Below are 24,805 nucleotides of genomic sequence, written 5' to 3' on the forward strand. Positions count from 1 at the left end.
GACGCGTGAAACTCCCTGTTTAGATGATTATCCGAAATGACATAAGGCTCTTTCTTCCCGTAATAAGGTCGTTTCTTCCGAATCACCGCACAAATTCCCATCTCTCTCATCAACCTTTGTACTCGTTATGGTTGATATTCAGTTTGTATTTTCTCTTAAGCCAGACTTTGACTCTTCGATACCCGTAAATTCCTTTCAGTTTTTTATGGCACTTCTCGATTTTTATCTTTAACTGCTCGTCTTCTAATTGCTTCTGAGAAGGGTGCTTCTGCCGTTTTACCCAATTGTAATATCCACTTCGAGACACGCCTGCAATTTTACATAATTCTTGAATAGAAATATGGTTACCAGCCATTTCATGAATGATGGCGAACTTCTTGTGAGTTGGTACGGCTTCCATTCCCCCTTTCACATCTTTAAAAACTTTTTTAGCATCTCTACTTCCGCCTCAAGGCGTTTGATTTTCGTTTCAGGATCTTCTGGACGAGTTCTCGGTCTTCCTTTGCCTGGTCCTTTGGCCTTTGCTCGCGTTTCCTCCAGCCCTTTCATTCCTTCCTGTTCATAGTGTTTCACCCATCGCTGTACCATGGAATGATGAATCCCTAGTTCTTTCGCCACCGTTACATAGCCAATGCCCTCTTTCAAATATAAATCCACAACTTTCTTTTTAAACTTTACATCATTTTCGTATTTTTCCCATAGAAAAATCCCCTCCATAATAGACAGATTAATTCGCTTTCTTTTTTCTGTCTACTATAAGGGGATCATATCAATACCCATTCGCTTTTTCTTTTTGATGTGATATGTATTGGCAACACTTTCAAAATCCCCTCTTGACGACATGTATAATTGGAATAAAATAACAATATAAGCATTCGGCAAAGGGGAGTTATTTTGAAAAAATATAAAAAACCAATCGTTATGACGTTGCTTTGTATGATTGTTGTGGGGATTCCAATGTTTATCTATGATGCCCTACAAGGAAACTTCATACGGAATTATTTAATGGAAAAACAAGTGAAAGAACACTTAATAGAAAGTGGCTATACAGAAGAAGACCTTTTATCCATTGAAGCAACATACAACATGAAATATAACACGGATACCATTAAAGGCACTGTTGCTTATGTCGTGTTTCAAGATGAACCGGAAGAAGAATATATGTATGTACAACTGAGAGAATCAGGGGAAGTTCAGCAACACTGTATATATTACAGCGAAGAGACCGAAGCGTACGAAGTAGATTTTACAGAAGAAAGAAAGCATATGATTAGAAATTGTTACTAAATGTTACTACATATAAAAGGGAGTCTGCTTCAGCGCAAGACTCCCTTCCGTTTATTTCGACGTTAACCTTTCAATCTCGGTAATGATGAGATCGAATTGTTTTTTCGTATCGGTAATGATTTTATGTAGTTCTTCGGTGATTTCGTTTACTTTCGCCAATTCTTTTTCGATGTTTTCAACGTTTGTATCGATTTCTTGAATGGCGTCGTTTGCATTTCCAGCAAGCTTTCTCACTTCTTGTGCGACGACGTTAAATCCTCTACCATACTCGCCTGCACGCGCTGCTTCAATGGCTGCATTTAGCGCAAGGAGGTTCGTTTGTGAGGAAATATTTTTCACCACTCTTGATGTATCTTCAATTAAGTCGATTTGACTCTTTAACGACTTTAATGCTTCAAACTTATCGTTAGAATTTTTCAAGACAATGTTGACGAGCTGATCCGGCATTTCTTTCAGCTTTCGGATGATTTCCGCCGTTGTGTTTTCACGCTCGGTGATGTCGGTCGCGATTTTAAGAACCGATTCCACTTCCCCTTCTTCATTTAAGACAGGAATGTACGTTGCCTCTAACCACATGAGTTTCCCAGCTTTGTTGATGCGCTGGATCTTCTCTTGGAATTTGACACCTTTTCGCAAGTTATTCCATAGCTCAGCGTATTCGTAGCTGCGTCGATATTCTTCTGTACAGAAGTATTGATGGTCTAGGCCGATCATCTCTCTTGGAGTGTACCCCATGGCGCGTGCAAAATGGTCATTCACCCAAATCACTCGACGATTCAAATTAAATTGAATGAGTGCTAAGTTGCGTTCCATCGCTGATAAAATCGCCTTTGCATCTAATACGTCAGCATCTGTTTGAACATTCGTATAAATTGACATGTTATCTCCTTTTAAATGAAGTAATAATCCAAAATTCCTTTTTTTAACATAGTAAAATTTACTCAAACAGAGGGTGAATGTTAACATTATTGTGAAATAGTTAACATTAGGAAGAATAAAAAAAATCCCCTCACATTAACTTCGTGAAGGGACGATTGAATTCCTTTTTACACCCACCACATATCGGCCGGTTGTTCTTCAATTAATACTTGCTTTAAGTTGCGAACGGCACGCTTAAAGCCTTCTTCAATCGACATAAGTGGGTCTTCGTGTTCGATGCTGACGACGTAATCGTAACCGAATGTGCGAAGGGCACTCATCATATCGGACCATTCTTGTAAGCTATGACCACAGCCGACAGAACGGAATGTCCAAGCGCGTGTTTGTACGTTTCCGTAAGGCTGCATATCCGTTAAACCGTACATGTTGACGTTCTCTTGGTCGATGTACGTATCTTTCGCATGGAAATGGTGAATCGCATTTTCTTTTCCGAGAATTTTAATCGCCGCTACTGGGTCAATGCCTTGCCACCATAAGTGACTCGGGTCTAAGTTCGCCCCGATAGCTTCACACGTTTCTTCTCGTAGCTTTAACATCGTGTAAGGCGTGTGTACTAAAAAGCCACCGTGTAGCTCAAGGCCGACTTTTACGTTGTGGTCCTGGGCGAATTTACCCCACTCTTTCCAATATGGGATGAGCTTTTCTTCCCATTGCCATTTTAAAATGTCGCCGTATTCATTTGGCCACGGAGCAACCGGCCAGTTCGGATATTTCGCTCCTTCTTGGTCGCCCGCGACACCAGAGAAACAGTTTACGACCGGTACGTTCATCATTTCAGCAAGCTGGACAGTTTTTACATACGTCTCATGTGATTGTTTCGCAAACGCTTTGTCCGGGGATAACGGGTTTCCGTGACAGCTAAGCGCGCTAATTGTTAGCCCTCTTGATTCAACTTCTTTGATGTATGCTTCGCGCTTTTCTTTACTTTCTAGTAGTTCATCTAACGCACAATGCGCATTTCCAGGGTAGTTCCCTGTGCCGATCTCAACTGCTTGTAAACCAGATTGCTGCACGTAATCAAGCATGTCCGTAAATGATTTATCGGAAAAAAGCACGGTGAATACTCCTAACTTCATGACGAACACTCCTTCAATGGTAATAATGAAATGCTTTCTTTTCGCTCACTGCTTGCGTAAATGGCATCAATGATGTTGGATACTTGCATCGCTTGTTCTGGTTTGACGACTGGCTCTATTTTGCCTAGGCAGGCGTCAACAAAGCTTTTTGCTTGAAGGAAGCCTTCTTCTCCTTCTGATGGAATGTAAGTGGCTTCGCTATTCCACAACATCCCATGCTTTGCGTAGTTCAAGCGGAACGGAAAGACGTCAAGTCCTCCTTTTTCACCTGAGATGGAGAGGGTGTCTTCATCTTTTTCAATATTCGCTGACCAAGACGTTTCAAAAAGGATGCTCGTTCCGTTTGCTAATCGAATGTAAGCTGTGGCGTGGTCTTCCACATTAAACGTAGCGTGGTCGAATGCTCCCCATTCATTTACTTGATCTTTCATTTTACTGAGTACATCATATGTTGTGCCAGTCACTTCGCTTACTTCGTAGTTGTCAATGAGCCAAAGAGCTAAGTCGAGTAAATGGCAGCCGTAGTCGATGAGGCAGCCCCCACCTTGCAAGTCTTTGTTCGTAAAGACGCCCCAACCAGGCACTTTTCTTCTCCTGAGTGCTTTAATGCGCACCACGAGTGGCTTTCCAATCTCAGATTCTTCCATCACTTTTTTCGCCGCTATCGCTTCTTTCATAAAGCGATAATGGTAGGCAATCCAAAGCTGTTTACCGGATTCCTTTTGCGCTGCCACCATTTCCTCACACTCTTTGCCGTTCAATGCCATCGGCTTTTCGCATAGAACGTGAACCCCTGCTTGTAACGCAGCGACGGTGATTTCTTTGTGGAATTTATTTGGCGTACAGATGACTACCGCATCCACATGAGGAAACATGTCGGTATAGTCTTCAAATACGTGAGTGATTTGGAACTCCTTTTGGACAGCTCTCGCTCGATCGAGGTTGACGTCACATACAGCTGTCACTTCGACGTGGTCGCCGAGCTTTTGAAATGCTGGGATGTGGCGGGATGTCGCGATTCCACCTGTTCCGATCATTCCTACTTTGAATGGTTTCATGAAAACACCTCAATTTCTCGTACAGACCTAGCGAGCACTCTCGCTAGGCTGTTTCTGTGTACTTGTTAGTTCGTTGGTTGCTTTTCTACCAACTCATTCGTTGAAACAATTTGTTTTGTTTCCGCAGACTTAAAGGCTGCAAGAATCACCATTAGTGACTTCATGCCTTCTTCGCCTGAAATCGGTGGCTCTTTATCTTCTAAAATCGTGGAAATGAAATGATCAATCACGTGGGAAGTCGTTTGGCCACCTTCATCGTTTGATTGGATGGCACCAAGCTCATATTTGGCTACTTCCCCGTTTCTGTATTGGACAATTAATGAGTAGTTCGGGTCATCTTCTAAGCGAAGAATTCCTTTTTCTCCATAAATAATCGTCGAGTTGTCCTCAGAACCGTTATACGACCAGCTTGCCGCAAGCGTTCCGACGATGCCGCTTTCTGTTTTTAAGATGCATGTCGCATTGTCATCAACGTCTGTGTTTTCTTTTGCTGACGTCTCTACAAATGCACCGACTTCTACTACTTCTTCCCCGAGCAAGAAACGAATGAGGTCGGCCTTATGAACACCAAGGTCTCCCATTGCCCCCATTGCCGCTTCGTTTTTGCGGAAAAACCAGCTGTCTTTTCCATCTGCACTCCAGCCTTCTGGTCCAGGGTGTCCGAATGCGGTACGGAAGCTATAAATCTTCCCGATTTCACCCGTTTCAATGAGTTTGCGCGCTTTTTCGTGCGAGCGAACGAAGCGTTGGTTATGGGCAATCATTAATTTCTTCCCAGATTCCTTTGCCGCTTCAATCATCGCTTCTGCTTCTTCTTTTGACGTCGCCATTGGCTTTTCACAAAGGACATGCTTACCTGCTTTTAGTGCCTGAATGGAAATCGGCGCGTGTAAATAGTTCGGCGTGCAGACACTCACCGCATCGATTGCTTCATTTTGAAGCAACTCTTCGTAATTCGTATACGGTGTTGCACCATACTTTGCCGCCATTTCTGCAGCACGCTCTTCGACTGGATCACAAACGGCAACAATGTTGACGTTTTCATTTTGTGCGTACTCCGGTAAATGACGATGTTTCGCAATGCTTCCACAACCAATAACCCCAATGTTTAACTTTTTCATAAATGGATTCCTCCCTTTTTAATATAGAAAAATTAAAAGCAAACGTTTGCACAAATGGTTTTAACCACCAACCAATAAGCCTTTTCTTACAGCTTAATCGGTTCTAACGGCTTATGATTGCCGTACGTCGGCTTCGTTGTATTCGCTTTTTTCGCCCAGTTCACAGCGTTAATGATGACTTTTTGTACGTTTTCGTTGTAGTACGTCGGATACGTCTCGTGTCCTGGTCGGAAATAAAAGATTTTCCCATTGCCTCGTTTATATGTACAGCCGCTTCGGAACACTTCGCCGCCTTCAAACCAGCTAATAAAAAGAAGTTCATCTGGCGCAGGAATGTCGAAATGCTCACCGTACATTTCTTCACGTTCAATCTCAAAGTACTCGCCTAATCCTTCTGCAATGGGATGCGTGGGATCGACTACCCAAATGCGTTCCTTTTCATTCGCTTCACGCCATTTTAAATCACATGTTGTACCCATTAATGTTTTAAAGATTTTGGAGAAGTGACCAGAGTGAAGTACAATCAGCCCCATGCCATCGAGTACACGTTCTTTTACACGACTTACGATTTCATCATCCACTTCATCATGGGCGATATGTCCCCACCAAACGAGTACATCAGTGTTTTCTAACACATCTTCCGTTAGTCCATGCTCCGGTTCATCGAGCGTCGCCGTTTTCACGTCGTAGCCTGCCTCTTCTAAAAAGTGAGCAATTTGCCCGTGAATACCGTTTGGATAAACGGAACGTACCTCTTCACTTTTTTGTTCATGACGGTTTTCGTTCCACACGGTTACTCTTACCATTGTAATCCTTCCTTTCTTGATTTCGGTATTCGTTCGGCGTCATGCCGACCATTTTTTTAAATACTTTGCTAAAATACTTTTCATTTTGATAGCCTACTTGAAACGCAATCTCGTAAATTTTGAAATGAGCGTTTGCGAGTAACTCCTTCGCTTTTTCAATGCGAATCGTAGTTACATAATCGGTAATCGTCTCATGAAACTCTTGCTTAAATTTACGAGAAATGTATTCTCGGCTTAAATAGAACCGATCGGCAATCGCTTGAAGTTGAATATCTTCTGCGTAATGCTCGCGTAAATACGCAGCAATCTGCTGCATATTCGTTTCTTCTGTTTGATATTTCCGTTCGGTCAACGTTTCGATTAAACGATGAAACTCTTTTTCTTTCTCACGCTTAAACGTAGAGAAAGAAAATGTCCCATCTGCGTTCCAATAGTCTTTTCCTTCATAAATCTCGTGATCTCGTTCCATCTCGTACTCAGTCATCCAACTCTTTTGAAGAATCGAAAACGCTTTCTCCCATTCTTCTATTTGCTCATACGTAAGAGCATGATTTGTCTCCATTGTATGGAATATGCGGTTTAAAACCTCAGTCATTTGTTCTTTATTCCCACTTTTTAACGCCCATTGCAATTCCTTCGAGTGATCCAGAAGGTGCAAAATAGGCCGTTTCATTCGATCACTTATAGAAACGATTGGTTTCGGGTTCAGTAGCGAATACGTTTGACCAACTAACCGAGAGGATTGGTACGCTTCCTTAATTGTTCGCTTTTCTTCTCCAAGCGCAATCGGTGTTCGAACGTGGGTCAATTGATAGATGGATGAATGAAGCTTTTCTAATAACGAGCGAATCGGCTGATTGTTCCAACAAACAATGACAAGCTCTGCTTCCTCATTTACATTTCGAAAGCTCACGCCCACTCCGTTTAAACGAATTAGTTCATGACACATGTTGTTTAACGAAAAGAAACAAAGGTCCGCATCACCTTGGAACCGATTGATTATCGGACGGACTTGAATCGTCGCAACCGTGAAGGTCGTTTTCGTCAAATCCACTTCCAGTTGCTTTTCTAATTTTCGCCACGCCTCACTTGCTTCTTGAGCGGAGCGAATCACACTGGAAAATAGCTGATCGATATACAATTGCTTCACTTCGTTCATCACTTTGTTGTCTTCAATGGAGGACTTTCGTTTCTTTTTTAGCTGTTTCAAGTCGGAAACGGCTCGGTTTAACGTTTCATTTAACAAATCAGGATCAATCGGTTTTAACAAATAGTCGAAGCTTTTGTAATAAATGGCGTTCCGCATATACTCGAAATCGTCATACCCGCTGACGACAATCGTTTTCGCTTCTAAGTTTTGCTCGGAAATCCACTTGAGCAAACTAACCCCATCACGCTTTGGCATGCGCATATCGGTAAAAATAATATCGGGTTGATGCATTAAAATGAGTTCGGTTGCTTCCTCACCATTTTCCGCTTCTAAGACCGTTTGAATTCCAAACGTATCCCAATCCGCTAGTAACATTAAGCCTTCTCGTACATGTTTTTCATCATCCACGATCATCGCTTTCATTCCCACCATCCACCTTTAACGGAAGCTTTATCGTTACGAGTAGTCCACCATCTTCGTGATTTTCAAGTCGTAAATCGGCTTCCTCGCCGTAATAAAGGGTCAAACGTGTATATACATTTTTCAACCCTATATTGGTTTGTTCTCCATCGGTCTTCTTGTTTCCTGCTTGAAAATGCTCATAAATTTCCAACAGACGTTCCTCAGAGACACCGACGCCATTATCCTTCACCGTTAACAAAAGGCTTTCATCCTTTTTCTCGACCTTAATATGAATTTCTCCGACGCCGTCACGTATATCAAACCCATGCTTAAAATAGTTTTCGATAATCGGTTGCAACAGCATTTTCGGCACCTTGACGTCTAAAAGCTCTTCCTCAATCTCAATCGTGTAGTGAAGCTGGTCACCGAAACGCTCCTTTTGCAAAAGCAAAAAGGCTTTCGTATAATTCATTTCCTTCGTTAAGGACACGATGTCTTCATCTGTCTCCATCGCATACCGCATAATTTTCGACAGATGCGTGACGAGTGAATAAATTTGCGGCACTTGATGCTTTAAGGCAACTGTGCCAATCGATTGAAGTGCATTATATAAAAAATGTGGATTGATTTGCGATTGTAATACTTTTAATTGATTCGTCTTGTTCTCGATTTCGAGCTTATATTCTCGGTTAATTAAATCATTCAGCTTTTTCATCATTTGTTGAAACCGCATGCCTAAAAGGCCGACCTCGTCTTCTTGAAACTTCTTAAACTGAACATTCATATTCCCCTTTTCTACTTCTTGAATGTTCGTAAGCAGCATTCGAATTGGCGATGTAATTTTTAACGACACGAAAAACGTTGCCAAAATGACAAGTGAAAGTCCGATAATACCAAACGAAATGTTGATCTGCGCAACATGGACAGCACTCGAGTGAAGCGTTGCATACGGCACGCGCTTAACGAGTAGCCACCCACCAGCAGTAGGCGCGATTCTTTCGTACATCATCACCCCGTTAAACGAACCGTCTTTCCACTCAATCGTCCCGCTTTCTTCTTCTGTTTTTAACATTTCCTGTACCCACGTTTCATTCGTGACATTGGTTGAGGTTGAACTATACATCACTTGGCCATCGGGTGAGAAAATGTAAAACTCGTCTGTTTCTTTGTTGTACATATTTTCGCTTATTTCGAAAAACTTCTCCGGAAGTATTTCCAACGAAATATACGCAAGCACTTCCTCCGATGGTGTATTGGTGAACGCACGGTGCAACGTAATGACATCTTTTGAAACATCCGTCGTATTAATGGCTTGTGTTTGAATCGGCTCGATATACAAGTGATACGGACTATTTTTCGCTTTCTCATACGCCGGCTTATTGTCTTCTTTTATTTCTTCAGAAAACAAGACGGTCGTACGACGAGAAGCAGACAAAACCCGTTCGTCATTCGTAAACGCAATATGCACGCGGTCGATTTGGTCATCCGAATACAAAATCGTTAAAATGACGTTTTTCACGACATCGAGTGAGTAATAATACTCTCGCTCTTCTGACGACCGCAAAAAATTAATGAAATTTTGGTTGTTATAAAGCGACAACGATAAATCATTTAATTTATGAATATAGTTTTCTAAATTCTCTTTTCCTTGATAAAGAAGATTGCTATTTTCTTGAACGACACGGTCTTTGAGCGATTCTTTCGTGTAAAAATACGTCACTAAAATCGAACTCCCAAACGGTAAAACGGTCGCAACAAGCATTAATAAAATGAGTTTATTCCGAATGCTTCGTTTAATCACTGATTGATCCCCCATGCGTATACATCGAAAAACGAAAGCGCATTTGGCTTTCTTTTTCCAAAAGTATACTTCGAAACGAACGATTGAGACAAGGCTTTCATATGGAAAGAAAAGGGGAGCGAGCCCATACGTCTCGACAGCCCCTTTCTGTCATTATTTCAAGTTATCCCACGTGTTTTGGAAGCGCTCAAGAAGTGTTTCGTAGTCGATTTTTCCAGCAGCATATTCTTGAATCGCCGCTGCGAATTCTTTATTTGCGCCATCTGGCCATCTGAACCACGTCCAAGGAATTGTCTTTTCTTCCTTCGAGTATTCTAAGATGGATTGACCTAAATCCCCTAAACCAGACGGTTCGATGTTATCAAACGCTGGGATGAAGGCGAATTCTTCCGTGATGTAGCGCTGACCTGTTTCAGAGCTAACCATCCAATCTAAGAATAGCTTTGCTTCTTCTAAATGCTCAGAGTTTTTGTTTACAACCCAGTTATTCGGTACACCGACTGGAATTTTGCCAGACTCTGCTGCATCGTCGCTAATTGGAATTGGCAAGAAGCCCATGTTGATTTCAGGATTGATTTCATAAATCATGTTTTCTGTCCAGTTTCCTTGTTGAAGCATCGCTGCTTGGCCTGATGCAAATAGTGTTACTTGCGTGTTGTAGTCTGTAGTAATTGGGTTGTCATTCGCAAATTGTACTTCAGTGTCAATGACATCTTTAAACGCTTTAAACTTTTCGTTTTCCGTCATTTTTTCAGAACCATTGTCTAAGCCTTCAATGAACGCCACTGGATCTTCTTGCTGAGCAAACGGTACGTTTAATAAATGCTGTCCGATTACCCACCATTCACCGTAACCTGCAGAAAACGGTGTGATTCCTGCTGCTTCAAGTTTTTTCGCTGCTTCTTGTAGTTCAGAAACCGTTTGTGGAAGCTCTGTAATTCCCGCTTCTTCGAATAAATCTTTGTTATAAATGAATCCATATCCTTCAAGGTTTACTGGCATTCCGTAAAGCTTGCCATCTTCATCCGTCATTGGCACTTTTCCAATTGGTAATACATGCTCTACCCACGGCTCATCGGAAAGGTCTGCTAAATGCTCTTTCCAAAGCTCTAATTCTTTAAAACCACCGTTGTTGAAAATGTCAGGTGCTTCTCCAGATGCGAATTTCGCTTTTAGCGCAGCACCGTAATCGGCACCTCCACCAACTGTTTCAAGCTTTACTTTAATGTTTGGATGCTCTTTTTCGAATTCCTTAATCATTTCTTCTAATTGATCAGCAATTTCCACTTTAAATTGGAACATATTCAGTGTGACAACATCATCCCCCGATGCATCACCGTCATTATTGTCACTTGATGTATCGCTCGATGAGGAACATGCAGCTAAAATCCCCACCATGACGAGCATGGCTAAAAACAAGCTCCAAATTTTTTTCATAACGTAATGACCTCCTCTTACCCTTTGTTTTTTTATATATCAGCTTCGTCCAATAAGACGAAAGCTAGATCCCTATTTAATTGACCCTTGTGCAATGCCTTTAATAATATGGCGCTGCAAGAATAGGAAGAAAATAACGATTGGCACGACGCCAAGTACGAGCGCAGCTAGTCCCATATCCCACTGCTTCGTATATTGCGCAAAGAAGGAACTCGCAGCTAACGGAATCGTTCGAAGCTCTGCATCTTGTAAAACGAGTAATGGCAATAAGTAATCATTCCAAATCCATAATGTATTTAAAATGATCACCGTGACCGTAATCGGCTTTAATAGTGGGAATACAATTTGCCAAAAGACGCCGAATTGGCTGCAACCGTCAATACGAGCCGCTTCTTCAATTTCCTGTGGCACCGTTTTGACAAACCCGTGATACAAGAAGAGCGAAAGCGGAACCCCGAATCCGAAATACATAATGATAAGTCCCGGAATACTGTTTGTGAGCCCTAGCGCTCCTCCCCATTTCATGAGCGGAATCATGACCGTTTGGAACGGGATAACCATGGCGGATACGAAAAAGATAAATAAGATTTTGCTAAACTTTCCAGGTGTCCGCACCATCTTCCAAGCGGCCATCGACGTTAGCACGACGATTCCAATGTTACTGAAAACCGTGATGACAAGCGAGTTCCAAAAGGCTCGCGGGAAATCAAGGATATTCCATACTTTTACGTAGTTATCAAAACGAAATTCTTTCGGCCATGCGGCGGCATCCATTAAAATGTCCGCAAAACTTTTCACCGAGTTTACTAAGACGAAGTAAAACGGGATGAGGAAAATGAGGCCGAGTACAATGCCAAAAACCTCAAGCACGAGCGTTTTTTTCGTATAGCGCTGATCCATCTATGCCTCAACCTCCCTTTTCTTCGTCGTCCACACTTGAATCGTTGTGACAATCGCCACGATGATGAAGAATAAAATCGACTTAGCGGTTCCAAGTCCGTAACGGTTATTTTGGAACGCTTCTTGGTAAATGTTAATCGCCACAGACTGCGTGGAATTGAATGGTCCACCGCCTGTTAACGAGATGTTCAAATCAAAGATCTTAAATGCCATCGATATGGTTAAGAAGAAACAAATCGTAAACGCTGGTAAAATAAGCGGAATGATAATTTTCGTTAAAAGCGTCCAGTTTGACGCACCATCAATTCGCGCCGCTTCTAGTAAACTATTATCCACCCCTTGAAGCGCTGCGATATAAATAACCATCATGTAACCGCTAATTTGCCATGCAAACACGATGACAATGCCCCAGAAGGCCGTCGTCTCATCGCCTAGCCAAGGCTGTTGGAAAAAGGCCATACCCGTTAAGTTTCCGATCGACGCAAACCCTTTGACAAAAATGAACTGCCAAATAAATCCGAGTAATAACCCCCCAATGACGTTCGGAACGAAGAAAACCGTTCGCAAAATATTTCGTGATTTCAACGCCGTATTTAACAATAAGGCTAAACCAAAACCGAGCATATTACTAATGATCACAGCAGCAATCGTAAACTTCGTTGTGAATATAAACGAGTCACGAAACTGCACATCGCTCGTAAAGATTTTTTTATAGTTTTCAAGTCCGACCCACTCCACTGCGGAACTAACCCCATTCCACGATGTAAAAGAATAATATAGTCCCATAGCAAACGGAATAATTTGAATTAAGACGAAAAAGAAAAGTGCCGGACCGACAAATCCTGTATACGATAAAATTCCTCTCCAATTGACCTTTCGCTTCCGTATCGGTTCCACGGATACATCTGTATGTACCGTGTTTGACTTTGAAATCCGTTCGACTTCCGTATTCGTATTCATTCGCGCCTCACCACCCAGTCCTTTGTAATCGCTTTCCTTTATTATAATGAATACGCTTCCATTAAAGGGGTCGCTAAATTGACCTAAATGGTACACAATTTTGACTTTTTAAAACGAACAGGCAAACGTTTGTATTGTTAATTTTTAAAACTTTCAATCTATTCAATTATTTTGTAAAATAGTTATTACATATTAAGGAAAGGGGATGCAGCATGAATATCCCATTTTATCGAAATTTATATGTTTTTGACCAAGGCGGGCGGTTGCAAGTAGAGTATTTTGATTACGGAACTTTTACGCAAGTTGTCATCAGCCAAGAGCGAGACAACATGCTCATTTTAGGAAGCGGAGCCGACAAACTTAGAAAGCGCGCGTTCCATAAAGCATACGAACAATTTAAACAACGTGAACATCGCTCCTTTATCACAGCAAGCATCGGTGAGCGACAAATTAAACTGTAAGGTTTTTGCGACATGAAAAAGACCAGCCAAAACGGCTGGCAAAGCGTGAGGACAAGAAGGGGAAGTCCTTGATTCTTTCTAATGAGGAAAATCGTTGAGGGTTACTCTTGCGCTTCGTTTACAACAAGCTCACGAGCTCGAACCTTTGAAGGGGGCGTACCCATAAATTGAACGGAATCGGCTAATACTTCTGTCACATAAATGCGTTTGCCTTCTTTATTTTCATATTGCCTCGTTTGAATCCTCCCAGTCACACCAATAATCGACCCTTTACGGCAGTAATTTGCCGTATTTTCTGCTGTTTTTTGCCACAGCGTACAATTCACAAAATCAGTATCAATTTCCCCAGCACGATTACGGAATTTGCGACTTACTGCTAGCGTAATGTTCGCCACCGCTTTTCCATCTGTCGTATATTTAATATCTGGATCACGTGTTAAGCGCCCAACAAGCGTTACTTGATTGATCACCTCAACCCTCCTTCCTGCTTGATACAACTTTATTGTAAAAGAAACGAATCAACTTGAAAAAAGTGTAAAATATACTTTTCGAACCACGTTCGACATGGAAAATGAGTTTTTCGTATGGCAGGAATCATGTTTCGCTCGCTGAATTCGAACTCTTTCTCGAAATTTCGCGTTTTTTTCATTTTTTTCGCAGAGCATCGTAGCATGACTAGCTCCTCAATCCTTATGGTATAATAATGGTAAGTTGTGGTATGTAACATTATGTTGGGGATGGAGGGCTAGAAGTGAAAACGTTCAAACTAGTCGGATTAAAAGTTGAACGAAAAGAACAAGAAGGACGAATTGAAGATATCCCAATTATAGACGGACTCGTCATTAATAAAGAAGACGGCGAAAACTCGTGGCTCATCGAAGCATTAATCTCGAAGCGATACCGCTACTACTTCGAGCGCAACGCACAAAACCAATCCGAGCTTCGTCTCTTCGTAACCATTACCAAAAAGAACAACACACCCGCTCAAATAGTCGCAAAAGTAAAATCCATTACACCACTTGAGGAACGCATTTCCCTCTTACTAGAAGGACGAATGTACAACCTCCGCTCCGCCAAAATCGATGCGGAAAAAATATTAAATGACCTCATTTCAAAAGGGTTATCCGGACAAGACTTACTCGTCTCATTTAAGAAAAAACTGTACAACCATTCTGAATCGAAATAAACGAAAGCGCTCATGGAAACATGAGCGCTTTTTTTGTTGTATTAGATTAGAGATTGGCGAAATGATGGAGGTTGGGCGATTTGCATTGTGGAGCGGGGGGCGTTCTTTTATGGGCGGGTTGGTTTTTTTATGCAGGGTGGATGGATCCCTATGCTCGGGGGCGGCCCTCCTATGCGCGGGGGCGGCCCTCCTATGCGCGGGGTTGGCTCTCCTATGCGCGGATTCGGTTCCTCTATGCGCGGGTTCAGACTCCCTTTGCGCGGACTCGACTCCCCTATGCGCGGACTCAGATCCTCTATGCGCGGGTTCGGCCCTCCTATGCGCGGATTTTGAGCTAGTCTAATAAATGGACACGTCAAAATGGGATTTCATTTATAATAGAACTAATACTTTTAAAGGGCGTGTTCTTAAATGGGAAAACAGTATGATCAGGAATATAAAGAGTATGTAGCCAAGTTAATTGTTGAAGAAGGGCGTAAACAAACAGATGTTGCATATGAACTTGAAATTGCGACCTCTACAATTGGAAGATGGGTGAAAAATTTTCGAGAAAAGATGGAGCGAGGCAAGCACTCCGAAACGTATTTAACCCCATCAGAAGTTGAAAAGTTGATGAAGAAGCATCAACGTGAAGTCGAAAAACTAAGAGAAGAGAATGAAATCTTAAAAAAGGCCATGCACATCTTCACGCAAAACCAGGAGTAAAGTTCCGTTTTATTCACGACCATCGTGATGAATACGCCATTGTGAGGATGTGCCAAGTCTTAAAAGTCTCCAAAAGTGGTTACTACAATTGGTTGAAAAATCAAGAACGAGAACCCACAGCGCGAGAGCTTTTGAGGGAAGAAGTGAAGCAAAAGATTGCCAAATCTTATCATGAGAGTCTAGGTACTTACGGAAGCCCCAGAATCCATCATGACCTCACAAAACAGGGCTACACCCTTTCCCAAAAGACTGTTGGGCGGCTTATGAAAGAGATGAACTTGAGGGCGATTCCAGAGTTGAAATTTATGAACACTACCGTAGCTGATGAAGAGGCCAACCACCCTCCCAACCTCTTAAATCAAGAGTTTAAGACTGAACATCCTAATCAAGTATGGGTTTCAGATATCACATACATTTGGACCTTAGAAGGATGGGTGTACCTTTCTACCATTATGGATTTATTTTCACGAAAAATTGTAGGCTGGCAAATGGGAACGAACATGAAAACCGACTTAGCCTTAGGTGCCTTCAACATGGCCATCGAAAACCGGCAACCTGAACCTGGATTAATCCATCATTCTGACAGGGGATCGCAGTATAGTTCCCGTGAATACATGACGAAATTGAACGATTATGGCATGAAAGCAAGTATGAGTCGCAAAGGGAACCCTTATGACAATGCCTGTATAGAGTCATTCTTTGCGACCATCAAAAAGGAACTTGTTTATCGAAAACGATTTAATACACGAAAAGAAGCAATAAAGGCGATTGACTATTACATTCGGAGCTTTTACAACACCCGTAGAAAGCACTCAACGTTAGATTACTTATCCCCCACTGAATATGAGAAGATACGAAACAAGTCCAAAGAAAAAATATCATAAAACACTCATTCAGGTTTAGAGATCAAAAGTTAGGAATTTCAACTTTTGATCTCTAAAGCCCACCAAACGTAGTGCGGTAGGGAATCTAAACAAAATTCATTTCATTTTAATGTGTCCATTTTATTGACAGAAGTCCAGATTCGGCTCTCCTATGCGCGGACTCAGATCCTCTATGCGCGGACCCGCCTCCTCTATGCGCGGGGGCGGCCCTCCTATGCGCGGACTCGGTTCTCCTATGCGCGGACTCAGATCCTCTATGCGCGGATTCGGTTCCTCTATGCGCGGGTTCAGACTCCCTTTGCGCGGACTCGACTCCCCTATGCGCGGACTCAGATCCTCTATGCGCGGACCCGCCTCCTCTATGCGCGGGTTCAGACTCCCTATGCGCGGACTCGACTCCCCTATGCGCGGACTCGGCTCTCCTATGCGCGGACTCGGCTCTCCTATGCGCGGACCCGCCTCCTCTATGCGCGCGTTCGGCTCTCCTATGCGCGAGATTCGGCCCTCCTATGCGCGGGCTCAGCCACTCTATGCGCGGACTCAGATCCTCTATGCGCGCGTTCGGCTCTCCTATGCGCGAGATTCGGCCCTCCTATGCGCGGGCTCAGCCACTCTATGCGCGGACTCAGATCCTCTATGCGCGCGTTCGGCTCTCCTTTGCGCGGGTTCGGCTCTCCTATGCGCGGACTCAGATCCTCTATGCGCGAACTCGGCTCTCCTTTGCGCGGACTCGGCTCTCCTTTGCGCGGACTCGACTCCTCTATGCGCGCGGGCGGCCTCCCTATGCGCGAGATTCGGCCCTCCTATGCGCGGGCTCAGCCACTCTATGCGCGGACTCAGATCCTCTATGCGCGGGGCCGACCCTCCTATGCGCGGACCAGGCTCCTCTATGCGCGTGTTCGATTCCCCTATGCGCGAACTACTCTCTCCTGTGTTCTACTTCAATCTTCTTACATATAAAAAAGAACCCTAAATCGGCTTCAGGGTTCTTGATTGGTTATTGATTTTCGTTTTCCATCATGTCTTGGTCGAGGTTGTCCTCATTTTGCATGTCTTCTTCCATTTCAAGTTCTTGCTCGCGTTCTGTTTCTTCATCTAACGGAGGAAGCTCATCTTGAGGTACGGTTTCCTCGTTTTCATATCCGTTGTCCATGTCATTTTCTGGTGGAGGGGGCTCGTCGTTCACATTACAACCCACTGCAAACATTGCTGCCATTAAGCTACTCATAAGAACAAGAATCCATTTTTTGTTCATTTTGATGGCTCCTTTCTTTTTGTTGTGTAAACAGTTGTTAATATCTCCAACTTTCCAATTTTCATGTATGAATGAGACATAAAAAAACCTCGCTTCTAAAAGCGAGGTTAGGTGAAAAAATTATTTAATTGCAAACATGATTTCTGTTTCGCAAGCGACTTCTCCGTCAACAGTTGCAACGGCTTTTCCTTTTCCGATTGGGCCGCGCTGGCTAACGATTTCTACTTCTAAGCGAAGTTGATCGCCAGGCTTTACTTGTCTTTTAAAGCGGCACTTATCAATGCCCGCAAATAGTGGAAGCTTACCTTTGTTTTCTTCTTTGCGAAGCATAGCAACAGCCCCAACTTGCGCTAAAGCTTCAACCATTAAAACGCCCGGCATGACCGGATAATCTGGAAAGTGACCGTTAAAAAATTCTTCATTTGCCGTTACATTTTTAATTCCAACAGCACGAACACCTTCTTCGATTTCAATAATACGATCTACAAGTAAAAATGGATAACGATGTGGAATTGTTTCTTTAATTTGTTGAATGTCTAACATGGACAAACTCCTCCTTATGTATAAAAAATTGGGTGCAAGCCAATTTTCGTCTTATATGCGAATAGAAGGAAGGCAACGAAAAGCCTTCCTTCTACTTAAAAGTATATGATTATTCTTACTCTTTTTCAACAAGGTCCACAATATGTTGCCACGTGGAAGGTTTTAATGCATCTAACGGCTTTCCGTCCCCTAACACGCCATAGCCAACCATTGTCCCAAGCACAAGACTAATGGACATAGCCAAGGCGACTAAAATGACACGAAGCCAGATAGGGATTAATCGAATCCGTATTTTACGTGGCTCTTCTTGTTCCACGTTTTTTTTCGCTTTTTTCTCTTTTTTAAATTCTTCTCGACTTGATACTTGTTCCGCACCCATAGTTCTTAACCCCTTCTTTCAATTTGGCAACATTCTATACGGTTAATTTGGCCTTTAAGAGCGAACATTATTTATTAAACCGAGCATTTGGTCACCAATGGAAATGGAATTGGCGTTAAGCTGATAAGAACGTTGCGCTACGAGTAAGTCGGACATTTCCGTTGCTAAATCTACATTCGACCCTTCTAATGCCCCTTGTTGGACAGCAATTTCGTCTCTCTCTAAAAAGGTAATATACTCAGGATTTACAATGGAAAGCTCATACATATTGCTTCCAGTAGCAACAAGTAAATCCGGACGGTTGATTTGAACTACCCCTAATTCAAAAATTTGTAGTTCTGCGAGATCATTTTGTGGAATTGCCGTTATAGTTCCATTCGGTGAAATGGTAAATTCTTTTACGGCTTCATCAAAAACAATTGGGTTTTGATTTGCATCCAATACGGAATGTCCTTCCGCTGTTACGAGCATGAGTTCACCTTCATTTGTCGGTGATAAATACAATGCCCCATCTCGAGTATACCGAATATCTCCGCCTACATCTACTTGTAAAAATTGATTAGACTTCGTCAGCGCAACATCAAGCTCACGATTCGTCTGTTTTAAAGGCCCTTGAGAGAACAACATCGAAGTCGTTAGTCTCGCGCCTGTCCCTTGTCGAATCCCAAAATCCGTTTGTCTGCCAACTTCTTTTTCTTCATCTGGTTGGTTGTTGAATTGCTGCTTCAGTAGCTCTTCAAAACTTGTGCTCGTCTTTTTATATCCGTTCGTATCTAAGTTAGACATGTTATGACTAATCGTATCAATTTGCTTTTGCAATTGATTCATTGTATTCGTTGCTGTAATCATTGAGCGCAAAATCATGGAATGAACTCCTTCCCTTTAATTAGCGTACCCGACCAACTTCGTTTACGGCTTTATCCAAGCTTCGGTCGTATGCTTGCAAAACTTTTTGATTGGCTTCAAACGAGCGATAAGCCGTCATTAATTCTGTATATGATTTGGCGATGTCTACATTGGAAGCTTCTAAATAGCCTTGCTTCAGACTATATTGAATGTCATCGTTATTCACGGCGCTCGGTAATTCTTCCTCGTCGACCGTACGGTAAAAGCCGTTCCCTTCACGAATTAAATTGCGCACATCAGCAGCAAAACGCACATCAATTTGCTGCTCCGGTCCCTCACTCAAGATGACTTGGCCATTTGGTGTTATTTGATAGTCCGATTCCGTAATGACAATCGGCGTACCCGTTGTCGATAACACAAGATTCCCACCTAATGAGAGGCGTCCAAACTCATCGATTGAAAAATGACCATTTCGCGTATATTTCACTTGGCCATCCGGTGTTTGCACAGCGTAAAAGAGCGCACCCTTTTCATTCGTCTCTTCTAAGAAAGGTACGACCTCTTCCACTAGTGCGATATCACTATTTAAGTTGGTCTCTCGAAGATCTCCTTGTGAATATGTAGGAATGACTTCCTGTAAATAAGCCCCTGTATTAATCGTCCCAAGCTCCGTTTGCTTCACTTGTCCATTGCGAAGCGTTTCGATATTGGACAAAAGCAGCTCTGGAAACGCACGTAGGGCGCTTTGTTCTGCTTTAAAGCCCGGCGTATTCGCATTTGCAATATTATTCGATAACATCTCTGCTCTTCTTTGCTGCGCAAGCATTCCAGAAGCAGCAGTATAAAAGCCACGTATCATACTTTCACCTCATCCGAAAAATTCCGACACATTTCCCTAATTTTCATTATAAAATACAATTATTTCTTTAACATTAAAATAATTTAAATTTATGTAGTAAATTATTCCTGTTTTCACTGTCGGTCGGAAGAATGGATTGGACAAAGTGCTCAGATTAAATTGTGAAAGCATAGACACATATCCTATAAATATTTCGTTGGCGAATGAACGAAAAAAGACCTGTCATCCGACAGGTCTTCACTATTTATTATACTAATTTTCTTCGTGGAAGCTTGTCCATGTTTTCAAGCATAATTCCTGTTCCAACTGCTACACAGTGTAGTGGATCTTCCGCAATGAAAACAGGTACTTTTAATTCTTCTGCTAATAACTGGTCGATTCCGTTTAGAAGTGCACCGCCACCTGTTAAGATTACACCGCGATCAATGATGTCAGCAGATAACTCTGGTGGAGTTTTTTCGAGTACCGTTTTCGCCGCTTGTACGATAGCATCCGCTGGTTCGCGCAATGCTTGTTCAATTTCTTGAGACTTAATCGTAATCGTACGTGGAAGGCCTGTTACCATGTCACGTCCACGGATATCAATTTCTTCGTTTCGTGCACCTGGGAATACAGTTGCCACTTTAATTTTAATTTCTTCAGCCGTACGCTCACCGATTAATAGTTTATACTCACGTTTAATATAGTTTAAGATCTCATTATCAAAGCGGTCACCTGCAACTTTGATAGAAGAGGCGGTGACGATATCTCCCATTGACAGAACTGCTACATCTGTCGTTCCACCGCCAATATCTACTACCATGTTTCCGCTAGGTTGGAAAATGTCCATTCCAGCACCAATTGCAGCTACTTTCGGTTCTTCTTCTAAAAACACTTGTTTACCGCCGCTTTTTTCAGCCGCTTCTTTAATTGCTTTACGCTCAACAGACGTAATGTTTGTTGGGCAGCAAATGAGAACGCGAGGTTTGGAAAGAATCCCTTTTACATTCAGCTTGCTAATAAAATGTTTTAACATCGCTTCTGTTACTTCAAAGTCAGCGATCACGCCGTCTTTTAACGGGCGAATGGCCACAATATTGCCAGGTGTACGACCGACCATTCTTCTAGCTTCTTCACCAACAGCTAATACTTTGCCGCTATTTTTATCAAGTGCTACTACTGAAGGCTCATTTAAAACAACGCCTTTTCCTTTTACATGAATGAGCACGTTTGCAGTTCCAAGGTCAATTCCAATATCTCTTGAAAACATTTTTATTAAGATCCTCCTTGCCAATCAAATCGCCAATATCCATCTATACCTAATTTATTATTTTATCATAAAACATTGGAAATAGTATGTTTTTGTCAAAAATTAGTTTTAGATTTTGTAGAATTTTGTCGATTGGCATTGAGAGGAACGTTTACTTGACAGTCTCCTCTTTTAGCGTCTCTTCTTTCTTATATTTCATCTTTGTTGCTTCACCACCACGAAGGTGTCGAATTGATTTATGATAGTCCAAAATTTGTTTCACTTCATTCGCAAGCTCGGGATTAATCTCGGGCAATCGTTCCGTTAAATCTTTGTGAACAGTACTTTTGGAAACGCCAAATTCTTTCGCAATCACACGAACGGTTTTTTTCGTCTCCACGATATACTTTCCAATCTTGATTGTACGTTCTTTGATGTAATCGTGCACACCACTCGACCTCCCTAATATGGATGTGAGAAGTGTGAAATGAGACTCGCATATCCATTGTATAGCGCAAGATCATAGATGTTTAACTGGAAGGTGACTTCATTACTGCGACCAAAATCTATTCTCACGATCCCTCACCTCAAACACTCTCTTTGTTAGGTTTGTAACATTTTATTAGCTTGGGTTGGAATATATGCTTAAAAGTCAAGAGGGACAAGGGATTTTCCTGAATTATTTTATTTTTGTGAATTTGAAGTATTAAGAATGTAGAATCGTCTTGTATTATTTTTGATATTTTCCGGGAAATTTGTCGAAGTGACTGTAATGGAATGAGGATGGGGTTTTGGCGTTTCCTAGCTGGTGGTATCTCGTCTTTAGTGAGTATGGCGCGCATAGAAAGTGGCAATGCGCGCATAAAGGAGAGATTTTCGCGCATAAGAAAGGGAAAGCCGCGCTTAAAGTAAAAACACTGGCGCATAGATGATCCAAAGCCGCGCATAGACCGTAGTTACCCGCGCATTACAGCAGAGAAGTCGCGCATAACCATAGCATATACGCGCTTAGAGCGAGACCACCCGCACATAAAAAAGAAAGTCGAGCTATAAAAAGAGCTACCCGCTCATAAAAGAGGGCACTCCGAGGAGAAGTACACGTCAAGCCCAAATGCTGTTGCAAACTATTTAGACAGTTTGCCTTGAATCGAGCGACTCAGCCCTCCGTGATCAAATCTTCCAAAAGAAAAGGATAAGCGTTAGTGAATTCCGCTTATCCTTCGTAATCGTTTACATTTTTATCATTTCATATAAACATCGCCATCTTTATAGACCATTTGCTCTGGATAGCGTAAATTGATGACATCTTCTTGTACTTGTTGGGATGGCTCTTCTGTCACGAGCGACACGATAATATTCGTTACGATTGCAGCAGTCGCTCCAAATATACCTGCGCCTGTATCAATAATGCCTAAAATCGTAAATCCACCGTATTTGGCTGCGAAAATATACGATAACGTTACGGCTAACCCGACAATCATCCCCCATGTCACTCCGTATTTATTTGAACGCTTCCACCATACACCGAGTACGAGTGCTGGGAAGAAGGTTCCTGAGGCGAGCGCAAAGGCCCATGCGACAATTTGAGTAATAACCCCTGGAGGATTGAGAGCAACAAGACCAGCAAGCACGGTTGCCGCCACAATAGATATCCTCGCAATCGTTAGACGATTTGTCTCCGATGCATTCGGATTTAACACGCGATAATAAATATCATGCGCAAATGATGAAGAAATGGCAATCATCAATCCGCCAGCTGTCGATAACGCCGCCGCCATGGCACCCGCCGCGACAAGTCCGATGACAAATAAGCCAAGGTTCGCAATTTCCGGTGTGGCCATGACCACAATGTCGTTTGAGATCATCATTTCATTCCATTGTAGTATGCCGTCTCCATTGCCATCAGCGAGCTGAAGTTTCCCAGTATCCACCCATGACTTCGTCCAAGCTGGCAACGAATCAATCGGTTGGTTCGCCACATTTTTCATTAAAATAAAGCGAGAAAACGCAGCATAAGCGGGTGCTGATAAATAGAGGAGACCGATAAATAAAAGGGCCCAAGCGCCAGACCAACGAGCCGCCTTCATCGTAGAGACGGTATAAAACCGCACAATGACATGTGGAAGCCCAGCCGTTCCAGCCATTAGCGTAAACATTAAGGCGAGAAATTGCCATTTCGAGCTCTTGTCAAATGGGGCGAAATATTCCGAGATGCCAAGCTGACGATCAAGTTCACCCATCTCGTTAATGATGTTTCCATAAGAAAGCCAAGGAACTGGATTTCCTGTCAGTTGGAGAGACATAAAAATAACCGGAATTAAGTACGCAATAATTAAAATGATGTACTGCGCAACTTGCGTCCACGTAATCCCTTTCATTCCACCGAATGCTGCATAAAAGGCGATCAACACAACCCCAATCATCGTCCCAATTTTTGCGTCGATTTCAAACAGTCGACCAATGACAACCCCTGAACCAGAAAGCTGTCCAATGGCATATGTAAAACTAATGATAATTGTACAAAGAGCTGCAATCACCCTTGCCGAATGACTCTCATACCGGTCACCGATAAACTCCGGTACCGTATAGCGTCCATATTTTCGTAATTGCGGTGCTAATAAGAAGGTTAGGAGTAAGTAACCACCGGTCCATCCCATAATATAAGCGAGTCCATCATACCCAAGAATCATAATCGTTCCCGCTAATCCGATAAACGAGGCGGCGCTCATCCAGTCCGCACCGATGGCCATTCCATTAAAAATCGGTGGAACTCCGCGGCCTGCCACGTAAAAATCAGACGTTGCACGGGCCTTATTATAAACGGCAATTCCGATATACAAAGCAAACGTTAATAATATAATAGATAAAGACACTAAAAATTGAGCATCCATTGATGATTTCTCCTCCTTTATTCAATGCTTCTATTAATGATCAAGTGTTTTACCATGACTAACTTGCTCATTGACCTCCTCATCAATACCGTATTTACGGTCAATCCGGTCACTCACTTTTGCATTGATAAATAAAAGAAGGATAAAAATGACGATGGATCCTTGTGCCCCCATAAAATAATGGAGTGGGAAGCCATTGAACGTTATGGCACTTAACGGCTCAGCAATTAAAACCATACCAAATGAAACGACAAACCAAACCACCAAGTACAATGCAATATAAGCCGTACGCTCTTTAAAATAAGCGTCCGCTATTTGTTTATCAATTTTCTTCAAACACATCACCCTTTCACGTATTAAGACAAGCTAAAAATAAACTTTAGAGTATCGAAAAACGGTGCAGGAACTAACGCAATTTCAACGATGAAGTAAATGAATATGGATAGGATTGGGATAAGTAAAAACTGAGGTTTTTTGAATCGTAACGCTAAAAAAGCACTTGCGGCAATAATACTTAAAATGACATAAATCATCGTAATTTTTCACTCCTTTTTCTAATGTTGGCTTAATACGTCACCTCCATTTTGTTATAATTTTGAAAATTTTCTAACAATTAATATTATGACGGGAC

General features: G+C 42.3%; 28 protein-coding genes. 5 read left to right on the forward strand and 23 right to left on the reverse strand.

Annotation, left to right across the window (positions count from 1 at the left end; genetic code table 11):
• Positions 1-109: 109 nt before the first annotated feature.
• The gene (locus tag ML543_RS09090; RefSeq protein WP_243387028.1) at positions 110-400 is read right to left on the reverse strand and encodes an IS3 family transposase; all 291 of its coding nucleotides are present in this window, start codon (positions 398-400) and stop codon (positions 110-112) included.
• Positions 401-408: 8 nt separating this feature from the next.
• The gene (locus ML543_RS09095; RefSeq protein ID WP_419095366.1) at positions 409-717 is read right to left on the reverse strand and encodes a transposase; all 309 of its coding nucleotides are present in this window, start codon (positions 715-717) and stop codon (positions 409-411) included.
• Between the two features lie 177 nt (positions 718-894).
• Here ML543_RS09095 and ML543_RS09100 point away from each other — a divergent pair, with 177 nt between their 5' ends.
• On the forward strand, positions 895-1,287 hold the full coding sequence (locus tag ML543_RS09100) for a DUF3139 domain-containing protein (protein WP_243387030.1): 393 nt from the start codon (positions 895-897) through the stop codon (positions 1,285-1,287).
• A gap of 51 nt (positions 1,288-1,338) precedes the next feature.
• Here the strand turns inward: ML543_RS09100 and ML543_RS17245 are convergent, their stop codons facing one another.
• From ML543_RS17245 to ML543_RS09150, 10 genes are all read right to left on the reverse strand, one after another.
• Positions 1,339-2,166: a methyl-accepting chemotaxis protein gene (locus ML543_RS17245; RefSeq protein ID WP_243387031.1), complete on the reverse strand. Its 828-nt coding sequence runs from the start codon at positions 2,164-2,166 to the stop codon at positions 1,339-1,341.
• Between the two features lie 167 nt (positions 2,167-2,333).
• On the reverse strand, positions 2,334-3,302 hold the full coding sequence (locus tag ML543_RS09110) for a sugar phosphate isomerase/epimerase family protein (RefSeq protein ID WP_243387032.1): 969 nt from the start codon (positions 3,300-3,302) through the stop codon (positions 2,334-2,336).
• Complete coding sequence (locus tag ML543_RS09115; RefSeq protein ID WP_243387033.1) at positions 3,299-4,360, reverse strand: Gfo/Idh/MocA family protein; 1,062 nt, start codon at positions 4,358-4,360, stop codon at positions 3,299-3,301. Before ML543_RS09115 ends, ML543_RS09110 begins: the two co-directional genes overlap by 4 nt.
• 65 nt (positions 4,361-4,425) lie before the next feature.
• Positions 4,426-5,481: a Gfo/Idh/MocA family protein gene (locus ML543_RS09120; protein WP_243387034.1), complete on the reverse strand. Its 1,056-nt coding sequence runs from the start codon at positions 5,479-5,481 to the stop codon at positions 4,426-4,428.
• An 86-nt stretch (positions 5,482-5,567) separates the two neighbouring features.
• On the reverse strand, positions 5,568-6,287 hold the full coding sequence (locus ML543_RS09125) for a ThuA domain-containing protein (protein ID WP_243387036.1): 720 nt from the start codon (positions 6,285-6,287) through the stop codon (positions 5,568-5,570).
• Positions 6,250-7,860, reverse strand: coding sequence for a response regulator transcription factor (locus ML543_RS09130; RefSeq protein WP_243387038.1), 1,611 nt, complete (start codon positions 7,858-7,860; stop codon positions 6,250-6,252). Before ML543_RS09130 ends, ML543_RS09125 begins: the two co-directional genes overlap by 38 nt.
• Entirely contained in the window at positions 7,838-9,640 is a 1,803-nt protein-coding gene (locus ML543_RS09135; protein WP_243387039.1) for a cache domain-containing sensor histidine kinase, read from the reverse strand. Before ML543_RS09135 ends, ML543_RS09130 begins: the two co-directional genes overlap by 23 nt.
• 153 nt (positions 9,641-9,793) lie before the next feature.
• Positions 9,794-11,077, reverse strand: coding sequence for an ABC transporter substrate-binding protein (locus ML543_RS09140; protein WP_243387041.1), 1,284 nt, complete (start codon positions 11,075-11,077; stop codon positions 9,794-9,796).
• Between the two features lie 72 nt (positions 11,078-11,149).
• On the reverse strand, positions 11,150-11,977 hold the full coding sequence (locus ML543_RS09145; RefSeq protein WP_243387043.1) for a carbohydrate ABC transporter permease: 828 nt from the start codon (positions 11,975-11,977) through the stop codon (positions 11,150-11,152).
• Positions 11,978-12,937 carry a carbohydrate ABC transporter permease gene (locus tag ML543_RS09150; RefSeq protein ID WP_243387045.1) on the reverse strand — a complete coding sequence of 320 codons (960 nt, stop codon included), beginning with the start codon at positions 12,935-12,937 and terminating at the stop codon, positions 11,978-11,980. It abuts the gene before it with no gap.
• Between the two features lie 212 nt (positions 12,938-13,149).
• On the opposite strand from ML543_RS09150, the gene ML543_RS09155 reads away from it, so the two are divergent.
• Positions 13,150-13,398 carry a hypothetical protein gene (locus tag ML543_RS09155; RefSeq protein ID WP_243387047.1) on the forward strand — a complete coding sequence of 83 codons (249 nt, stop codon included), beginning with the start codon at positions 13,150-13,152 and terminating at the stop codon, positions 13,396-13,398.
• 101 nt (positions 13,399-13,499) lie between these two features.
• Here ML543_RS09155 and ssb read toward each other — a convergent pair whose 3' ends face one another.
• On the reverse strand, positions 13,500-13,868 hold the full coding sequence (gene ssb / locus ML543_RS09160; RefSeq protein WP_243387048.1) for a single-stranded DNA-binding protein: 369 nt from the start codon (positions 13,866-13,868) through the stop codon (positions 13,500-13,502).
• A 281-nt stretch (positions 13,869-14,149) separates the two neighbouring features.
• Here ssb and ML543_RS09165 point away from each other — a divergent pair, with 281 nt between their 5' ends.
• The 3 genes from ML543_RS09165 (at position 14,150) to ML543_RS09175 (ending at position 16,173) form a co-directional block, all read left to right on the forward strand.
• Entirely contained in the window at positions 14,150-14,584 is a 435-nt protein-coding gene (locus ML543_RS09165) for a YwpF-like family protein (protein WP_243387049.1), read from the forward strand.
• 411 nt (positions 14,585-14,995) lie between these two features.
• A complete protein-coding gene (locus tag ML543_RS09170) occupies positions 14,996-15,289 on the forward strand; it encodes a transposase (RefSeq protein ID WP_243387050.1) in 294 nt (97 codons plus the stop codon).
• A gap of 11 nt (positions 15,290-15,300) precedes the next feature.
• On the forward strand, positions 15,301-16,173 hold the full coding sequence (locus ML543_RS09175; RefSeq protein WP_243387235.1) for an IS3 family transposase: 873 nt from the start codon (positions 15,301-15,303) through the stop codon (positions 16,171-16,173).
• Between the two features lie 997 nt (positions 16,174-17,170).
• Here the strand turns inward: ML543_RS09175 and ML543_RS09180 are convergent.
• The 10 genes from ML543_RS09180 to ML543_RS09225 form a co-directional block, all read right to left on the reverse strand.
• Complete coding sequence (locus ML543_RS09180; RefSeq protein WP_243387051.1) at positions 17,171-17,428, reverse strand: hypothetical protein; 258 nt, start codon at positions 17,426-17,428, stop codon at positions 17,171-17,173.
• A gap of 120 nt (positions 17,429-17,548) precedes the next feature.
• Positions 17,549-17,971, reverse strand: a complete 423-nt coding sequence (gene fabZ, locus ML543_RS09185) for a 3-hydroxyacyl-ACP dehydratase FabZ (protein ID WP_243387052.1) — start codon at positions 17,969-17,971, stop codon at positions 17,549-17,551.
• A 115-nt stretch (positions 17,972-18,086) separates the two neighbouring features.
• Positions 18,087-18,350, reverse strand: a complete 264-nt coding sequence (locus ML543_RS09190) for a DNA-directed RNA polymerase subunit beta (protein WP_243387053.1) — start codon at positions 18,348-18,350, stop codon at positions 18,087-18,089.
• Positions 18,351-18,404: 54 nt separating this feature from the next.
• A complete protein-coding gene (locus ML543_RS09195; protein ID WP_279326624.1) occupies positions 18,405-19,214 on the reverse strand; it encodes a flagellar hook-basal body protein in 810 nt (269 codons plus the stop codon).
• A 22-nt stretch (positions 19,215-19,236) separates the two neighbouring features.
• Positions 19,237-20,055 (reverse strand): flagellar hook-basal body protein, encoded by an 819-nt coding sequence (locus ML543_RS09200; protein ID WP_243387054.1) that lies wholly within the window; start codon positions 20,053-20,055, stop codon positions 19,237-19,239.
• A 247-nt stretch (positions 20,056-20,302) separates the two neighbouring features.
• Positions 20,303-21,304 carry a rod shape-determining protein gene (gene mreB / locus ML543_RS09205; protein WP_243387055.1) on the reverse strand — a complete coding sequence of 334 codons (1,002 nt, stop codon included), beginning with the start codon at positions 21,302-21,304 and terminating at the stop codon, positions 20,303-20,305.
• 151 nt (positions 21,305-21,455) lie between these two features.
• Positions 21,456-21,731, reverse strand: coding sequence for a sporulation transcriptional regulator SpoIIID (spoIIID, locus tag ML543_RS09210; protein WP_243387057.1), 276 nt, complete (start codon positions 21,729-21,731; stop codon positions 21,456-21,458).
• A 793-nt stretch (positions 21,732-22,524) separates the two neighbouring features.
• Positions 22,525-24,174 carry a sodium:solute symporter family protein gene (locus ML543_RS09215; RefSeq protein ID WP_243387058.1) on the reverse strand — a complete coding sequence of 550 codons (1,650 nt, stop codon included), beginning with the start codon at positions 24,172-24,174 and terminating at the stop codon, positions 22,525-22,527.
• A 33-nt stretch (positions 24,175-24,207) separates the two neighbouring features.
• Positions 24,208-24,510, reverse strand: coding sequence for a DUF4212 domain-containing protein (locus tag ML543_RS09220; RefSeq protein ID WP_243387059.1), 303 nt, complete (start codon positions 24,508-24,510; stop codon positions 24,208-24,210).
• A 20-nt stretch (positions 24,511-24,530) separates the two neighbouring features.
• Positions 24,531-24,707, reverse strand: coding sequence for a hypothetical protein (locus ML543_RS09225; RefSeq protein WP_243387060.1), 177 nt, complete (start codon positions 24,705-24,707; stop codon positions 24,531-24,533).
• Positions 24,708-24,805: the final 98 nt, after the last annotated feature.

The organism is Bacillus kexueae (genome assembly GCF_022809095.1).
GTDB lineage: Bacteria > Bacillota > Bacilli > Bacillales > Aeribacillaceae > Bacillus_BZ > Bacillus_BZ kexueae.

Coding starts and splice junctions, on each gene's coding strand:
- ML543_RS09090 (WP_243387028.1), bottom strand. CDS start 400: ATGGAAGCCGTACCAACTCACAAGAAGTTCGCCATCATTCATGAAATG.
- ML543_RS09095 (WP_419095366.1), bottom strand. CDS start 717: ATGGAGGGGATTTTTCTATGGGAAAAATACGAAAATGATGTAAAGTTT.
- ML543_RS17245 (WP_243387031.1), bottom strand. CDS start 2,166: ATGTCAATTTATACGAATGTTCAAACAGATGCTGACGTATTAGATGCA.
- ML543_RS09110 (WP_243387032.1), bottom strand. CDS start 3,302: ATGAAGTTAGGAGTATTCACCGTGCTTTTTTCCGATAAATCATTTACG.
- ML543_RS09115 (WP_243387033.1), bottom strand. CDS start 4,360: ATGAAACCATTCAAAGTAGGAATGATCGGAACAGGTGGAATCGCGACA.
- ML543_RS09120 (WP_243387034.1), bottom strand. CDS start 5,481: ATGAAAAAGTTAAACATTGGGGTTATTGGTTGTGGAAGCATTGCGAAA.
- ML543_RS09125 (WP_243387036.1), bottom strand. CDS start 6,287: ATGGTAAGAGTAACCGTGTGGAACGAAAACCGTCATGAACAAAAAAGT.
- ML543_RS09130 (WP_243387038.1), bottom strand. CDS start 7,860: ATGAAAGCGATGATCGTGGATGATGAAAAACATGTACGAGAAGGCTTA.
- ML543_RS09140 (WP_243387041.1), bottom strand. CDS start 11,077: ATGAAAAAAATTTGGAGCTTGTTTTTAGCCATGCTCGTCATGGTGGGG.
- ML543_RS09145 (WP_243387043.1), bottom strand. CDS start 11,977: ATGGATCAGCGCTATACGAAAAAAACGCTCGTGCTTGAGGTTTTTGGC.
- ML543_RS09150 (WP_243387045.1), bottom strand. CDS start 12,937: ATGAATACGAATACGGAAGTCGAACGGATTTCAAAGTCAAACACGGTA.
- ML543_RS09155 (WP_243387047.1), top strand. CDS start 13,150: ATGAATATCCCATTTTATCGAAATTTATATGTTTTTGACCAAGGCGGG.
- ML543_RS09170 (WP_243387050.1), top strand. CDS start 14,996: ATGGGAAAACAGTATGATCAGGAATATAAAGAGTATGTAGCCAAGTTA.
- ML543_RS09180 (WP_243387051.1), bottom strand. CDS start 17,428: ATGAACAAAAAATGGATTCTTGTTCTTATGAGTAGCTTAATGGCAGCA.
- fabZ (WP_243387052.1), bottom strand. CDS start 17,971: ATGTTAGACATTCAACAAATTAAAGAAACAATTCCACATCGTTATCCA.
- ML543_RS09190 (WP_243387053.1), bottom strand. CDS start 18,350: ATGGGTGCGGAACAAGTATCAAGTCGAGAAGAATTTAAAAAAGAGAAA.
- ML543_RS09195 (WP_279326624.1), bottom strand. CDS start 19,214: ATGATTTTGCGCTCAATGATTACAGCAACGAATACAATGAATCAATTG.
- ML543_RS09200 (WP_243387054.1), bottom strand. CDS start 20,055: ATGATACGTGGCTTTTATACTGCTGCTTCTGGAATGCTTGCGCAGCAA.
- mreB (WP_243387055.1), bottom strand. CDS start 21,304: ATGTTTTCAAGAGATATTGGAATTGACCTTGGAACTGCAAACGTGCTC.
- ML543_RS09215 (WP_243387058.1), bottom strand. CDS start 24,174: ATGGATGCTCAATTTTTAGTGTCTTTATCTATTATATTATTAACGTTT.
- ML543_RS09225 (WP_243387060.1), bottom strand. CDS start 24,707: ATGATTTATGTCATTTTAAGTATTATTGCCGCAAGTGCTTTTTTAGCG.